We start from the raw sequence: 16,090 nt of genomic DNA, 5'->3' as shown, positions 1-16,090 counted from the left end.
GTCCAGTCGCTCCCGGGCCGCAATGGAACCTTGGGCGTATTGACTGCGTCAACGTCGGAACTGCTTCGGAATCCGTTGCGTCGAACGGCATAAACATGCGATCCGATGATCACGTTCGGTCATTGCGCGGTATGTCCGACTTGTTACCTTGGCCACATCGCGAATGAATCAAAGGTAAACAAAGCGTTGAAGTCTGGCATTCAAAGGCCGCGGCCCAAGTGGACGGGGCCACACCCAGGCGCCCCGGAACGCCACCGCAACTGCCCGGCCGGGTACGGGAACCGCAGCACCCGCCGGGAAAGATCTAGGTAACGTTTCAGCACCTGGGACGCCGAAGGGGCCGGACTCGCGAAAGTCCGACCCCTTCCATCACCGTCCGTGACGGCCCCCGCGGCTACGCCACCGGCAACCAGCCCGTCTGCACCATCTGCCCGTTGGTCGCACGGCGTGACACGAACACCCCGCGCCCCGGCGGCAGCGCCTGCGGCCGGACCGTCCCCAGCAGCGCGCCCTCGTCCCGGTTGCCGGAGAGGATCACGCCCTGGCCGCCCAGCTCCCGCATCCGCTGCAGCACCGGCTCGTACAGCGAGCGCCCGGCACCGCCCGCGCTGCGGGCCACGATCACCCGCAGACCGATGTCCCGCGCGAACGGCAGGAACTCGGCCAGCGGCGCCAGCGGGTTGCCCGAACTCGTCGCGACCAGCTCGTAGTCGTCGACGATCACGAACATGTCCTTGCCGCTGTACCAGCTGCGGTTGCGCAGCTGTTCGGCGGTCACGTCCGGGCCCGGCAGGCGGCGGGAGCAGGCCCCGCGGAGCATCTCCACGATCGCCGACATCGCCGGCTGCGCGGCCGCGTACTCGACCAGGTACTCCGGCGGCACCGTGCCCAGCAGGGCGCGCCGGTAGTCGCCGACCACGATGCCCGCCTGGTCCGGGGTGTACCGCTCGGTGATCTGCTTGATCAGCATCCGCAGCAGTGCGGACTTCCCCGACTCGGTGTCGCCGAAGACGATGAACAGCGGGTCGGTCTCGAAGTTGACGAACAGCGGGGACAGCTCCGCCTCGTCCACGCCGAAGGCCACGCCGCGCTCCGGGTGCTCGAAGCCCTTCGGCAGCGCGTGCCCGTCCAGGACGGCCGGCAGCATCCGCACCTGCGGGGCGCGCGGGCCGGCCCACGCCCCGTCGACGGCGCCGACCAGCCCCGACACGCCCTCCTGCAGGTCCTCCACCGAGGAGGAGCCGTCCAGGCGCGGCAGGCCGGACAGGAAGTGCAGCCGGTCCGGGGTGATGCCGCGCCCGGCCAGCGGCGGGACGTTCTGCGCCACCCGGCGGTCCACCTCGGACTCCATGGCGTCGCCGAGCTTGAGCTCGGTGCGGTTCTGCAGCAGGTCCTTCAGAGCCGGGCGGACCTCCGCGTACCGGGCCGCGGTGACGACCAGGTGGACGCCGTAGCCCAGGCCCCGCTGCGCGATGTCGCCGATCACCGGCTCCAGGCCCTCGAACTCCTGCTTGAAGGTGTTCCAGCCGTCGATCACCAGGAACACGTCGCCGAAGGCCTCGTCGGGCAGGCCCCCGGCCGCCCGGCGGGCCCGGTAGGTGCCGATGGTGTCGATCCCGGCGACCCGGAACAGCTCCTCGCGCCGGTTCATCACCCCGTGCACCTCGGAGACCATCCGGCGCACCTTGTCCACGTCCAGGCGCCCCGCCACCCCGCCGACGTGCGGCAGGCCGGCCAGTGACTGGAAGCTGCCCGCGCCGAAGTCGAGCAGGTAGAACTGCACCTCCGACGGGGTGTGGGTGAGCGCGAACGAGGCCACCGTGGTGCGCACCACGGTCGACTTGCCCGAGCGCGGGCCGCCCACGACCAGGCCGTGGCCGGCCGCCCCCGCGTAGTCGACCTCCAGGATGTCCGTCTTCTGCTCGCGCGGCTTGTCCACGATGCCGATCGGCACCCGGAGCCGGCCCACCGGGTAGCCGGGGGCGGTCAGCCCGCGCTCCGGCACGACCTGCAGCGGCGGCAGCAGGTGGTCCATGCTCGGCGCCTCCTCCAGGGGCGGCAGCCACACCTGGTGCGCGGCCGGACCCTGGCCGGTCATCCGCTGGACGAACACGTCCAGCACGGTGTCCACCAGTGCGTCGTCCTGCTCCGGTGCCGTCGGCACCTCCTCCTCCACCGCGTCCGGCAGGTCCACGAAGGCCGCGGTGAACTCCACCGGGCGGGCGGTGACCCGCCGCCCGCCGGTCGAGCGCTGCTGCCCCGGCGCCCGGTACGGCCCCGAGACGTAGGCGGCCTTGAACCGGTCCATCACGTCCTCGCCGAACTTGAGGTAGCCGACACCCGGCACCGGCGGCAGGTGGTAGGCGTCCGGCACGCCGATCGCGGCCCGCGACTCGGCCGCCGAGAAGGTGCGCAGGCCGATCCGGTACGAGAGATAGGTGTCCAGGCCGCGCAGCTTGCCCTCCTCCAGGCGCTGCGAGGCCAGCAGCAGGTGCACGCCCAGCGAACGGCCGATCCGGCCGATCTGGATGAACATCTCGATGAAGTCGGGCTTGGCGGTGAGGAGTTCGGAGAACTCGTCGATGATCAGCACCAGCGAGGGCAGCGGGTCCAGCGCCGCGCCGGCGGCCCGGGCCCGCTCGTACTCGTGGATGTTGGCGTAGTTGCCCGCCGAGCGCAGCAGCTCCTGGCGGCGGTGCAGCTCGCCCTCGATCGCGTCGCGCATGCGGTCGACCAGGGTGAGCTCGCCCTCCAGGTTGGTGATCACCGCGGAGGTGTGCGGCATGTCCGCCATGCCGGAGAAGGTCGCACCGCCCTTGAAGTCGGCGAGGACGAAGTTCAGGATCTCCGAGGAGTGCGTCATCGCCAGCGCCAGCACCAGGGTGCGCAGCAGCTCCGACTTGCCGGAACCGGTCGCGCCCACGCACAGGCCGTGCGGGCCCATGCCCTCCAGCGCGGCCTCCTTGATGTCCAGGTAGACGTGCTCGCCGTTGGCGCCGACCCCGATCGGCACCCGCATCCGTTCGTGCTGGGCCCGCTGGCGCCAGCTGCGGTTCACGTCGAAGGAGCCCGGATCGCCCGAGTTCATCATGTCGGTGAAGTCGAGGTTGGACAGCAGCGGCTCGTCGTCCCCGCCCGCCGAGACCCGGTACGGCGCCAACTGCCGCGCCAGCGCCTCGGACTGCCACACCGAGAGCAGGTCCGGCGTGCCGGTGTACGTCGCGCCGGAGGCCGAACGCAGGACCAGCTCCTCGGAGTTCACCGTCACCATCAGGTGCCCGGTGGGCTCGTCCACCTCGCCCGGGACCACCTCGATGACCGTCACGCCCTGGACGCCCTCCGAGCTCGCCAGCAGCGAGTCGTGCGGCACCCCGGCGCCGTCCATGACCACCACCAGGTGCGGCTGGTCGGCCGCGGGGGCCGCGTCCCGGACGAACCGCTGGCGCCCGGCCAGCTCGTCCTGCAGCAGCAGCTCCAGCTCGCCCAGGTCGGTGGCGAACAGCCGGCGCGAGCCCGCGCCGTCGGCCTCCTTGCGGTGCTGGTTGTGCGGAAGCCACTTGGCCCAGTCCCACTCCTCGGCCGCGCCGGGCGCGGCGGCGACCGCCACCATCAGGTCGTCCGGCGAGTGCAGGGTGGTCAACTGGGCGATCATCGCGCGCACGTTGCCGTACACCGCGTCCGGCTCCCCGCACACCGTGATGTGGTAGAACGCCCGCAGCGACACCGCGAGCGGCAGGTCCTGCAGGGTGCCGTGCGCCTTCAGGAAGGAGTGCATCGCGGCCGAGGACAGCGGCTCCAGCTCGTCCATCGGCGCGGTCTGCGGCGCCACCAGCGGGGTGGACAGCTGCACCGGCCCGAGGCCCACCCGGATCTGCGCGAAGTCGCCGTCCCCGGTGCGCCGCTCCCACAGCCGCCGCCCGTCCTCGACGATCGACCACAGCTGGTCCGGCGCCGGGTTCAGGAACAGCAGCGCGCCGCGCTGGCGCTCCGCCGTGCGGCGCACCTGGCGGCGCGTCTGCTGCAGGTACTTCAGGTAGTCGCGCCGCTCGTCCGCCATCGCGGTCGAGCCGCCCTTGCGGGCCCGCACGATCTGGGCCAGCACCATGCCGACCGTCGAGGCGATCATCAGACCGCCCATGACCTTCATCGGGGCGGCCGCGCCGGGCGAGAAGAAGAACACCGCCGAACCGCCCATGCCGAGCATCGGCAGGATGCTCATCAGCCAGTCCTCGCCGCCCTGCCGAGGCAGTTCGGGCGGGCTCACCAGCTCCACCGGCTCGTCCGGCACCGTGGGCGGATACGCCCTGGCCGGTCGCTTGACCGTGATCACACCCATGTGTCATCCACCCCGCGGCGTCGATCGATCACTTCGGCATCAGCCCTCACGCGACTGCGTACGGTCCGTACGGGAATCCGGCGGCTGAGGACGCCCCACACAGCGCAGCCCCCGCACCTTCGCGCAGGCGCCGATCCTAACGGTCGCTCCCGTACCGCCCGCCAGGCCCCGGCCCGTACCGGCCTCGCGCCCGGGCCGCACCGGCACCGGACCCCGACCCGCAGCGGCGCCGGGCACGGACCGAACCGGTAGGGTAACGCCGCGCCAACTCGCGGCCCGGCCGGGCCGGTTCCACAGCCACACCGAGCGCCGCCCGGCCTCGGCACCGTCAACAAGGGGGAGCGCCAAGTGCGTCGAAGGATCGAGGTGGGGGCATGAGCAATGCCACCGCGACCGGCTACTGCCGGGTGACGGTCGTCGCCCCGGACCGCCGGATCGACGTCGCCCTGCCCGAGGACATCCCGCTCGCGGACGTCTACCCCGAGGTGCTGCGGCTGGCCAACCAGAGCCAGCCCGAGGGCACTCCCACCGGCTTCCACCTGGTCCGCCGCGACGGCACCGTCCTCGACAGCGGCCTGCCGCTGGCAGCCCAGCAGGTCCGCGACGGCGACCTGCTCGCGCTGCGCCCCTTCGCCGAGTCCCTCCCGCCGGCCGTCTACGACGACGTCGCCGACGCCATCGCCAGCGCCGTCGAGGCCGACCGCCGGTTCTGGACGGCCGAGCTGATGCGCGGCTTCGGCCTGATCGGCGCCGGGGTGCTGCTCACCCTGCTCGGCTTCGCGCTCTGGTTCGCCGACCTGCGCCACGACATGCACGGCCTGCCCGGCGTCCTGGCCGGCGTCACCGCCGTCGTGCTCACCGCGCTCGCCGGGGTCCGCGCCCGGGTCTACCAGGACGCCCACGCCGCGCTCGCCCTCGGCCTCGGCGCGCTGCCGCACGCCATGATCGGCGGCAGCGGCATCATCGCCGTCGCCCACCCGTGGGACGGCCCCGGCCGGCTCCAGTTCCTGTCCGGCTGCGTCTGCGCCCTGGTGGTCGCCGTGCTGCTGTCCGGCCTGCTGCCGGAGAAGGACGCGGCGTTCGTCGCCGCCGCCCTGGTCGCCGCCGCCGGCGCCCTCGCCACGTTCGCCGCCGTCCTGATGCCCGGCACCCCGGCCGGCCACATCGCGGCCGTCACCGGGGTCGCCGCCGTCGCCGCCGTCGGCTTCCTGCCCGGCCTCTCCGCCCGCTTCGCCCGGCTGCCGGTCGGCTTCAGCGCCCCCGGCCAGACCCGCACCCGCAGCCGCGACTACGACGAGGAGGCCGAGCGCGCCGAGGCCGTCCAGTACGAGAAGATCGCCCACCAGGCCCGTCGCGGTCACGAGGTGCTGGTCGGCCTGGTCGGCGGCTGCGCCGCGGTCGTGGTCGGCGCCTGCGCCGTCCTCGGCTTCACCGACGAGACCTTCCCCGAACTGCTCGCGCTCGCCCTGGGCCTGGCCACCATGCTGCGCGCCCGGCTGTTCCGCTACACCGCGCAGGTCCTCAGCCTCACCGTGGCCGGCCTGCTCGGCCTGTGCCTGCTGATCGTCGGGCTGTCCCTGCACACCCCGCAGTTCTTCCTGCGGGTGGCCGGCTCCACCACCGAACTCGACCTGCGCACCATCTGGATGACCGTCTCCATCGCGTTCGGCGCCGCGCTGCTCGTCGCCATCGCCCTGGTGGTGCCCCGGCTCGGCGTCTCCCCGTTCTGGGGGCGCATCCTGGACCTGGTCGACAGCCTCACCCTGATCTCGCTCGTCCCGCTGGCGCTCGCCGTCCTGGACATCTACCGGCTGGTCCGCGGGGCCACCGGCTGACCCGCCCGGCCCCCCCGCGTCGCCTTCGTGCCGCCCTCCTGCCGCCCGCCGGACCCGCCGACGGGCGGGGTGGGCGGCACTGGTACGCTTGGCCTTCGAGCGCAGCCGTGTGCCCGCCGCCCCCTCGTGGGCCGCAGAGTGCGGGCCGCGCTCACGACACCGAGTTCTCGATGAGTCCTGTGTTGTCGACCAGGACCGCTCGGTAGACCCCGAAGGAGTTGCAGTGGCTCTCGCCTCTGACGTCAAGAAGCAGATCATCGCCGAGTTCGGCCAGAAGGAGGGCGACACCGGCTCCCCCGAGGTCCAGGTGGCCATGCTCTCCCGCCGCATCTCGGACCTGACCGAGCACCTCAAGCTGCACAAGCACGACCACCACTCGCGTCGTGGCCTGCTGATCCTGGTCGGCCAGCGCCGCCGCCTGCTGCAGTACCTGGCCAAGAAGGACATCGAGCGCTTCCGTACGCTCGTCGACCGCCTGGGCATCCGTCGCGGTGCCGCCGGCGGCGCCCGCTGACCACGCCGCTCGGGGCGGCTCCCCACACCGGGGAGCCGCCCCTCGCGCGTATGCCGCGGCCGTTGAGCCGCGGCGCCCGCACATAACAACTCGCGCGCACCTCCCCAGGTGGCCGAGGATTGCACCGTAGGGTTGTGGGCATGCCGGGTGATGGCGCACCAGCGCGCCACCCGGGCACGAGGACCCGAACCCCCCGCGGGACGAAGGCTTCAAACGGAAGCCGCCCGCATCCGAGAGAGCGTCCAGACGCGGACCGCCCTTCCGGCCCGGCAGCCGTGAGGCGCCGGTCCTCGGTAGTGGCCGTCGGAACCCCCGCAGACCGAGCGGGGCACTCCGGGGGCTTCGATCGAAGACCGGCCCGACTGCCGCCCTCCCTGACGAGGGCCCAGGGCCAACCGGCAGGCAGCAGCACGCGGGGACGCTCTCCCGGAGACGTACGAAAGAGGAGATCTTCCAGGTGGAAGAGAACGTGTTCTACGCCGAAGCCGTCATCGACAACGGTTCCTTCGGCACCCGTACCATCCGCTTCGAGACCGGCCGTCTGGCCCGTCAGGCCGCCGGCTCCGCCGTGGCCTACCTGGACGACGACACCATGGTGCTGTCGGCCACCAGCGCGTCCAAGCAGCCGAAGGAGCACTTCGACTTCTTCCCGCTGACCGTGGACGTCGAGGAGCGGATGTACGCCGCGGGCCGCATCCCCGGCTCGTTCTTCCGTCGCGAGGGCCGGCCCTCCGAGGACGCGATCCTCACCTGCCGCCTGATCGACCGCCCGCTGCGCCCGTCCTTCGTCAAGGGCCTGCGCAACGAGGTCCAGGTCGTCGTCACCGTGATGGCGCTCAACCCCGACCACCTGTACGACGTGGTCGCGATCAATGCCGCCTCCGCCTCCACCCAGCTGGCGGGCCTGCCGTTCTCCGGCCCGATCGGCGGCGTGCGCGTCGCGCTGATCAACGGCCAGTGGGTGGCCTTCCCGACCCACAGCGAGCTGGAGTCGGCCGTCTTCGACATGGTCGTCGCCGGTCGCGTCCTGCCGGACGGCGACGTCGCGATCATGATGGTCGAGGCCGAGGCCACCGACAAGACCATCAAGCTGGTCGAGGGCGGCGCCGAGGCGCCGACCGAGGAGGTCGTCGCCTCCGGTCTGGAAGCCGCCAAGCCGTTCATCAAGGTCCTCTGCGCCGCGCAGTCGAAGCTGGCCGCCCAGGCCGCCAAGCCGACCGGCGAGTTCTCCGTGTTCCTGGACTACCAGGACGACGTCCTCGCCGCGCTGACCGCCGCCGTCAAGGACGAGCTCGCCCAGGCCCTCACCATCCCGGGCAAGCAGGAGCGCAACAACGAGCTGGACCGCGTCAAGGCGCTGGCCGCCGAGAAGCTGCTCCCCGAGTTCGAGGGCCGCGAGAAGGAGATCAGCGCCGCCTACAACGCGCTGACCAAGAAGATCGTCCGCCAGCGCGTCATCACGGACAAGGTCCGCATCGACGGCCGCGGCGTCACCGACATCCGCACCCTGGCCGCCGAGGTCGAGGCCATCCCGCGGGTGCACGGCTCGGCCCTGTTCGAGCGCGGCGAGACCCAGATCCTGGGTGTCACCACGCTGAACATGCTGCGCATGGAGCAGCAGCTGGACACGCTCTCCCCGGAGACGCGCCGCCGCTACATGCACAACTACAACTTCCCGCCGTACTCCGTCGGCGAGACCGGCCGCGTGGGCTCGCCCAAGCGCCGCGAGATCGGCCACGGCGCGCTGGCCGAGCGGGCCATCCTGCCCGTGCTGCCCTCGCGCGAGGAGTTCCCGTACGCCATCCGCCAGGTCTCCGAGGCGCTCAGCTCCAACGGGTCCACCTCGATGGGCTCGGTCTGCGCCTCGACCATGTCGCTGCTGAACGCCGGTGTGCCGCTGAAGGCCGCCGTCGCCGGCATCGCCATGGGCCTGATCTCCCAGGAGATCGACGGTGAGACGCACTACGTCACGCTGACCGACATCCTCGGCGCCGAGGACGCGTACGGCGACATGGACTTCAAGGTCGCCGGTACCCGCAACTTCATCACCGCCCTCCAGCTGGACACCAAGCTGAACGGCATCCCGGCGTCGGTGCTCGCCGCCGCGCTGAAGCAGGCCAAGGACGCCCGCCTGCACATCCTCGACGTGATGAACGAGGCCATCGACTCCCCGGACGAGATGTCCCCGAACGCGCCGCGCATCATCACCATCAAGATCCCGGTGGACAAGATCGGCGAGGTCATCGGCCCCAAGGGCAAGATGATCAACCAGATCCAGGAGGACACCGGCGCCGAGATCACGATCGAGGACGACGGCACCATCTACATCGGTGCCGCCGACGGCCCGGCCGCCGAGGCCGCCCGCACCACGATCAACCAGATCGCCAACCCGACCATGCCGGAGGTCGGCGAGCGCTACCTGGGCACCGTGGTCAAGACCACGACGTTCGGCGCGTTCGTCTCGCTGATGCCGGGCAAGGACGGCCTGCTGCACATCTCGCAGATCCGCAAGCTCGCCGGGGGCAAGCGCGTGGAGAACGTCGAGGACGTCCTCGGCGTCGGCGCCAAGGTGCAGGTCGAGATCGCCGAGATCGACCCGCGCGGCAAGCTCTCCCTGATCCCGGTCATCGAGGGCGAGGAAGACGGCGAGGCCGCTTCCGAGTGAAGCGCCGCTAGCTGACTCCCTGCGGCCCGTACGCCTCGCGGCGTGCGGGCCGCACCCAGTTGTCCACGCTTTCGTCCGCACGTGCCCTTCCGCGCGTGCGTTTCCCCTGGAGGTACCCCCCGTGGCGCAGGCCCCGGCGGTAATGCAGCGCCCCGGCACCACCCGGACCCTGCTCAAGGGCGTCGACGGCGCCGGCACGGTGCGCCGCACCGTGCTCCCCGGCGGCCTGCGGGTCGTCACCGAGACCCTGCCGACGGTGCGCTCCGCCACCTTCGGCATCTGGGTCGGCGTCGGTTCGCGGGACGAGACCCCGCAGCTCAACGGCGCCACCCACTACCTGGAGCACCTGCTCTTCAAGGGCACCGAGCGGCGCAGCGCGCTGGACATCTCGGCCGCCCTGGACGCGGTCGGCGGCGAGATGAACGCCTTCACCGCGAAGGAGAACACCTGCTACTACGCCCGGGTCCTGGACACCGACCTGCCGCTGGCCGTCGACGTGGTCTGCGACATGCTCACCGGCTCGCTGATCCGCACCGAGGACGTGGAGGCCGAACGCGGCGTCATCCTCGAGGAGATGGCGATGGCCGAGGACGACCCGGGCGACGTGGTGCACGACCTGTTCGCCAAGGTGATCTTCGGCAGCGGCCCGCTCGGCCGCCCGATCCTCGGCACCCAGGAGACCATCAAGGCGCTCACCCGGGACCAGATCGCCGGCTTCTACCACCGCCGCTACCGGCCCGAGCACCTGGTGGTCGCCGCGGCCGGCAACCTCGACCACCGCAAGCTGGTCAAGCAGGTCGAGCAGGCCTTCGCACCGGTGCTGGCCCGCTCCACGGCGGCCCCCGCCGAGGCCCGCCGCGGGGTCAAGGCGCTGCGCACGGCCGGCAAGGTCGAGGTGCTCAACCGCTCCACCGAGCAGGCCCACCTCGTGCTGGGCGTGCCCGGCGTGCCGCGCCACGACGAGCGCCGCTGGGCGATGGGCGTGCTCAACGCGGCCCTCGGCGGCGGGATGAGCTCCCGGCTGTTCCAGGAGATCCGCGAGAAGCGCGGCCTGGCGTACTCCGTCTACTCGTACTCCTCGTCCTACGCGGACAGCGGCCTGTTCGGCATCTACGCCGGCTGCCAGCCCAAGCGGGTCGAGGAGGTGCTGCGGATCTGCCGCGCCGAGCTGGCCAAGGTGGTCGCCGAGGGCATCACCGAGGAGGAGCTGCAGCGCGCGATCGGGCAGATCTCCGGCTCCACCGTGCTCGGCATGGAGGACACCGGCTCGCTGATGAACCGGATCGGCAAGGCCGAACTCAGCTACGGCCACCACCTGTCGGTGGACGACATGCTGGAGCGGATCGCGGCCGTGACCCTGGAGGACGTCCACGCGGTGGCGCGTGATGTGCTGGGCGCGTACCGGCCGTCGCTGGCGCTGATCGGCCCGGTCAACGACAAGCGGGCCGCGAAGCTCGCCGATCTGCTGGTGTGAAGCCCGAGACTGCTGGTGAGAGGACTTTCGCAATGACGCTGCGTGTCGCCGTGATCGGCGCCGGGGGACGGATCGGCTCCGAGGCGGTCAAGGCCGTCGAGGCCGCGCCGGACATGGAGCTGGTCGCCACCCTCGGCCGCGGGTCGAAGCTGGAGGAGCTGACCGAGGCCGGGGCCCAGGTCGCCGTCGAACTGACCCACCCGGACTCGGTGATGGGCAACCTCGACTACTGCGTCCACAACGGCATCCACGTGGTCACCGGCACCACCGGCTGGACGGACGAGCGGCTGGGCGAGCTGGAGGGCTGGCTCGTCCCGGCCGAGGCCACCGGCCGGCCGCCGCTGCCCGTCGGCGTGCTGATCGCCCCGAACTTCTCCATCGGCGCGATCCTCGGCATGAAGTTCTCCCAGATCGCCGCCCGGTACTTCGAGTCGGTCGAGGTGGTCGAGCTGCACCACGACCGCAAGGCCGACGCCCCCAGCGGCACCGCCACCCGCACCGCCCAGCTGATCGCCGCCGCCCGCGCCGAGGCCGGCCGGCCGAAGCAGCAGGACCCGACCACCCACAGCCTGCCCGGCGCGCGCGGCGCCGACGTGGACGGCGTGCCGGTGCACGCCGTACGGCTGCGCGGCCTGCTCGCCCACCAGCAGGTGATGTTCGGCGACACCGGCGAGACGCTCACCATCCGGCACGACTCGCTGCACCACAGCAGCTTCATGCCGGGCATCCTGCTGGGCGTGCGCAAGGTCGTCGAGACCCCGGGGCTGACCTTCGGTCTCGAACACTTCCTGGACCTGTGAGCCCCTCATGACCTCCCGTACCGGTTTCTTCGTCCTGTCCGGCGTGCTGCTGCTGGTCGCCCTGCTCTGCGTGGGGGAGGGCGTCCAGCTGATCGCCACCGGCAAGCCGCTCGGCGTCGGCATCGGCCTGTGCGCCTTCGTGATCCCGCTGATCGGCGTCTGGTTCCTGCGTCAGACCGTCCGCTTCGGCCGGGCCAGCGAGCAGCTCGCCCGGGAGCTGGAAGCCGAGGGCGGCCTGCCGGTCGACGAGCTGAAGCGCACCACCGGCGGGCGGATCGACCGGGCCTCGGCCGACGCGGTGTTCGCCCGCCGGCAGACCGAGGCGGAGGCCGCGCCCGGCGACTGGCGGGTCTGGTTCCGCCTCGCCGTCGCCTACGCCGACGCCGGCGACACCCCGCGCGCCCGCAAGACCATGCAGCACGCCATCAAGCTGCACAGCACCGAACCCGCAAGGAGTAACGCGTGAGCGACGAACCGACGGCCCCCAGCTTCCGCAGCGACGTGACGGTGGAGCTGGTCCGCAGCGCCGCCGCGGACTCGGACGTCATCTGGGCGGCCCGGGTGTCGACCGCGGGGGAGCAGTCCCTGGAGGCCCTCCGGCAGGACCCGAAGAAGTCCAGGGGCCTGATCAACTTCCTGATGCGCGACCGGCACGGCACGCCGTTCGAGCACAACTCGATGACCTTCTTCATCAGCGCGCCGATCTTCGTGTTCCGCGAGTTCCACCGGCACCGCAGCGGCTGGTCGTACAACGAGGAGTCCGGCCGCTACCGCGAGCTGGAGCCGGTCTTCTACGTCCCGTCCGAGGACCGCAAGCTGGTCCAGCAGGGCCGCCCGGGCAAGTACGAGTTCCACGAGGGCACCCCCGAGCAGCACCGGACCACCACCGGGGCGATGGAGGCCGCGTACCGCGAGTCCTACGCCCGCTACCAGGAGATGCTGGCGGCCGGCGTGGCCCGCGAGGTGGCCCGCGCGGTGCTGCCGGTCGGCCTGTTCTCCTCGATGTACGCGACCTGCAACTCGCGCTCGCTGATGCACTTCCTGTCGCTGCGCACCAAGCGGGAGAACTCGGCGGTGCCGTCCTTCCCGCAGCGCGAGATCGAGATGGTCGCCGAACAGATGGAACAGCAGTGGGCCCAGCTCATGCCGCTCACCCATGCGGCCTTCGACAAGCACGGCCGAGTCGCCCCCTGACCTGGGACGACAGGCATACGGGCAGAGTGCCTGGCATGTCTGGATTGCGGCTCTTCCGGCCGCTCCCTACATTCAGGAGCACGGATTCCGGTGCTGCCCGAACCCCCGAGCGGGCAGCACCGGAATCCCATCTCACCGCCTGTTTCCACCGCTCCCGCGGGGCTGACCCTGTCCGAACCCTGGACCGGTGTGGATACCGCCCCACCGCCTACGAGTAGTTTTGGACGCATGGCTCCGACCTCCACCCCCCAGACGCCGTTCGGCCGGGTCCTGACCGCGATGGTCACCCCGTTCACCGCCGACGGCGGACTCGACCTCGACGGCGCCCAGCGCCTCGCCACGCACCTCGTCGACTCCGGGAACGACGGCCTCGTCGTCAACGGCACCACCGGTGAGTCCCCGACCACCAGCGATGCCGAGAAGGCCCGACTGGTCCGCGCCGTGGTGGAGGCGGTCGGGGATCGCGCCCACGTGGTGGCCGGCGTCGGCACCAACGACACCCACCACAGCATCGAGCTGGCCCGCCAGGCCGAGACGGCCGGGGCGCACGGTCTGCTGGCGGTGACGCCGTACTACAGCAAGCCCCCGCAGGAAGGCCTGTACCGGCACACCGTCGCCCTCGCCGACGCGACCGGGCTGCCGGTCATGCTGTACGACATCCCGGGCCGCAGCGGGGTCGCGCTGAGCCACGAGACGCTGGTCCGCCTCGGCGAGCACCCGCGGATCGTCGCCAACAAGGACGCCAAGGGCGACCTCGGCGCCGCGGCCTGGGCGATCGCCCGCTCCGACCTCGCCTGGTACTCCGGCGACGACATCCTCAACCTGCCGCTGCTGTCCGTCGGAGCCGTCGGCGTTGTCAGCGTCGTCGGGCACGTCGCGGCCGGCGAGCTGCGCACCATGGTCGAGGCCTACCTCGCCGGCGATGTGGCCAAGGCCACCACCGTCCACCAGGGCCTGCTGCCGGTGTTCAGCGGTATGTTCCGGACCCAGGGCGTGATCCTCACCAAGGCCGCACTGGAACTCCGGGGACTGCCGGCCGGCCCGCTGCGGCTGCCGCTGGTGGGCGCGACGCCCGAGGAGATTGCCCGATTGAAGCAGGATCTCGCCGCCGGCGGGGTACACCTGTAGCAGACAAAGACGTGCGCGCCCCGGCTCGCCGGACCTCCAGGGGTCTGCCGCTGGACCGGACCGAAGGCGCGGAAGCACAGACCCAGTAGGAAAACGACACTGAGTACGCACGCCATATGTCTCCAGGGGGAGGACCCCAGGCATATGGCGTGCGTCGTGAGGAGAGTCTTTTGAGCCACCCGCACCCCGAGCTCGGCGCGCCCCCGGCCCTCAAGGAGGGCGCCCTCCGCATCACTCCGCTCGGCGGCCTCGGCGAGATCGGCCGCAACATGACGGTCTTCGAGTACGGGGACCGCATCCTGATCGTCGACTGCGGTGTCCTCTTCCCCGAGGACGAGCAGCCCGGCGTCGACCTGATCCTCCCGGACTTCAGCTACATCCGGGACCGCCTCGACAAGATCGACGGCATCGTCCTCACCCACGGGCACGAGGACCACATCGGCGCCGTCCCCTTCCTCCTGCGGGAGAACCCGGACATCCCGCTGATCGGTTCGAAGCTGACCCTCGCCCTGATCGAGGCCAAGCTCGCCGAGCACCGGATCCGCCCGTACGTGCTGGAGGTCAAGGAGGGCGAGCGCGAGCGCATCGGCCCCTTCGACTGCGAGTTCATCGCGGTCAACCACTCCATCCCGGACGCGCTCGCGGTCGCCGTCCGCACCCCGGCCGGCATGGTCGTCGCCACCGGCGACTTCAAGATGGACCAGCTGCCGCTCGACGGCCGCCTGACCGACCTGCCGACCTTCGCCAAGCTGGCGGAGGAGGGCATGGACCTGCTGCTGGTGGACTCCACCAACGCCGAGGTCCCCGGCTTCATCCCGCACGAGCGGGACATCTCGGCGGCCCTGCGGAACGTGTTCGCGAACGCGGACAAGCGCATCATCGTCGCCTCCTTCGCCAGCCACGTGCACCGCATCCAGCAGGTGCTGGACGCCGCGCACGAATACAAGCGCAAGGTCGCCTTCGTCGGCCGCTCGATGGTCCGCAACATGGGCATCGCGCGCGACCTCGGCTACCTGAAGGTGCCCGGCAACCTGATCGTCGACGTCAAGCAGCTGGACGACCTGCCGGACAAGGAGGTCGTGCTGATCTGCACCGGATCGCAGGGCGAGCCGATGGCCGCCCTGTCCCGGATGGCCAACCGCGACCACCAGATCCGCATCGTCGAGGGCGACACCGTCGTCCTGGCGTCCTCCCTGATCCCGGGCAACGAGAACGCCGTCTACCGCGTGATCAACGGCCTGACCCGCTGGGGCGCCAAGGTCGTGCACAAGGGCAACGCCAAGGTGCACGTCTCCGGGCACGCCTCGGCAGGCGAGCTGCTCTACTTCTTCAACATCTGCAAGCCGCGCAACCTGATGCCGGTCCACGGCGAATGGCGCCACCTGCGGGCCGCCGCCGAGCTGGGCATCGCCACCGGCGTGCCGCGCAACCGCGTCGTGATCGCCGAGGACGGCGTCTGCGTCGACCTGGAGGGCGGCGTCGCCCGGATCGTCGGCAAGGTGCGGGCCGGCTACGTCTACGTGGACGGCGCCTCGGTCGGCGACATCACCGAGGCCTCGCTCAAGGACCGCAAGATCCTCGGCGAGGAGGGCTTCATCTCGGTCTTCGTCGCGGTCGACTCGACCAACGGCAAGATCGTCGGCGGCCCGACCATCCAGGCGCGAGGCTCCGGCATCGACGACAACGCGTTCGTGCCGGTGGTCGCCAAGCTCCAGGAAGCCCTGGACCGCTCGGCCGGCGACGGAGTGCTGGAGCCCCGCCAGGTGCAGCAGCTGGTCCGCCGGACCATCGGCAAGTGGGTCGCGGACAACTACCGCCGTCGGCCGATGATCCTGCCGGTCGTCGTCGAGCTCTGACGCTCGTTCGTCCCCGGCCGAGGCTGAGCCGAGGCCGGTTTGACGTGGGGCGACCCGGTGCGTAATGTTCTCCGGGTTGCCCCACGGGACGGCCCAGCGGAACGGGCTCGAATCTGAATTCGAGAACTGCCGCGGAAAACGGCCCGAAAGACTCTGGTAGAGTTCGGGAGCGCCGAAAGGCGAAAGCCAAATCCGATGAATGAAACTCCGGAAAACGGAGCGGAAAACATCTGATAAGCTGGAAACACGAAAGAACGAAGCCCGGAGGGTCCGCTGGAAGGCGGTCCG

Annotated in this window: 10 protein-coding genes; 9 read left to right on the top strand and 1 reads right to left on the bottom strand. The window is 71.2% G+C overall.

Features of this window, described 5'->3' with window-relative positions; all coding sequences use genetic code 11:
* Nucleotides 1–394: 394 nt before the first annotated feature.
* Nucleotides 395–4,336: a type VII secretion protein EccC gene (locus tag IF30_RS0133190; RefSeq protein WP_030245445.1), complete on the bottom strand. Its 3,942-nt coding sequence runs from the start codon at nt 4,334–4,336 to the stop codon at nt 395–397.
* 374 nt (nt 4,337–4,710) lie between these two features.
* Between IF30_RS0133190 and eccD the strand changes: the two genes are divergently transcribed.
* The 9 genes from eccD (at nt 4,711) to IF30_RS0133145 (ending at nt 15,802) form a co-directional block, all read left to right on the top strand.
* Complete coding sequence (gene eccD / locus IF30_RS0133185) at nt 4,711–6,171, top strand: type VII secretion integral membrane protein EccD (protein WP_030245443.1); 1,461 nt, start codon at nt 4,711–4,713, stop codon at nt 6,169–6,171.
* Nucleotides 6,172–6,394: 223 nt separating this feature from the next.
* On the top strand, nt 6,395–6,685 hold the full coding sequence (gene rpsO / locus IF30_RS0133180; RefSeq protein WP_030245440.1) for a 30S ribosomal protein S15: 291 nt from the start codon (nt 6,395–6,397) through the stop codon (nt 6,683–6,685).
* A gap of 457 nt (nt 6,686–7,142) precedes the next feature.
* Nucleotides 7,143–9,350 carry a polyribonucleotide nucleotidyltransferase gene (locus IF30_RS0133175; RefSeq protein ID WP_030245439.1) on the top strand — a complete coding sequence of 736 codons (2,208 nt, stop codon included), beginning with the start codon at nt 7,143–7,145 and terminating at the stop codon, nt 9,348–9,350.
* A 142-nt stretch (nt 9,351–9,492) separates the two neighbouring features.
* Nucleotides 9,493–10,824, top strand: a complete 1,332-nt coding sequence (locus IF30_RS0133170) for a M16 family metallopeptidase (RefSeq protein WP_078891891.1) — start codon at nt 9,493–9,495, stop codon at nt 10,822–10,824.
* Nucleotides 10,825–10,856: 32 nt separating this feature from the next.
* On the top strand, nt 10,857–11,624 hold the full coding sequence (gene dapB / locus IF30_RS0133165; protein ID WP_030245434.1) for a 4-hydroxy-tetrahydrodipicolinate reductase: 768 nt from the start codon (nt 10,857–10,859) through the stop codon (nt 11,622–11,624).
* A 7-nt stretch (nt 11,625–11,631) separates the two neighbouring features.
* Nucleotides 11,632–12,090 (top strand): tetratricopeptide repeat protein, encoded by a 459-nt coding sequence (locus tag IF30_RS0133160; protein ID WP_030245431.1) that lies wholly within the window; start codon nt 11,632–11,634, stop codon nt 12,088–12,090.
* Complete coding sequence (gene thyX / locus IF30_RS0133155; RefSeq protein WP_030245429.1) at nt 12,087–12,818, top strand: FAD-dependent thymidylate synthase; 732 nt, start codon at nt 12,087–12,089, stop codon at nt 12,816–12,818. Before IF30_RS0133160 ends, thyX begins: the two co-directional genes overlap by 4 nt.
* A gap of 228 nt (nt 12,819–13,046) precedes the next feature.
* Nucleotides 13,047–13,946, top strand: a complete 900-nt coding sequence (gene dapA / locus IF30_RS0133150; RefSeq protein ID WP_030245427.1) for a 4-hydroxy-tetrahydrodipicolinate synthase — start codon at nt 13,047–13,049, stop codon at nt 13,944–13,946.
* 170 nt (nt 13,947–14,116) lie between these two features.
* The gene (locus IF30_RS0133145) at nt 14,117–15,802 is read left to right on the top strand and encodes a ribonuclease J (protein ID WP_030245425.1); all 1,686 of its coding nucleotides are present in this window, start codon (nt 14,117–14,119) and stop codon (nt 15,800–15,802) included.
* The last annotated feature ends 288 nt before the right edge of the window (nt 15,803–16,090 follow it).

It is taken from the genome of Streptomyces sp. NRRL S-350 (assembly GCF_000719705.1).
Classification (GTDB): Bacteria; Actinomycetota; Actinomycetes; order Streptomycetales; family Streptomycetaceae; genus Kitasatospora.
The sequence above is the reverse complement of the archived record's forward strand: the minus strand, read 5'-3'. Positions and strand labels throughout refer to the sequence as shown.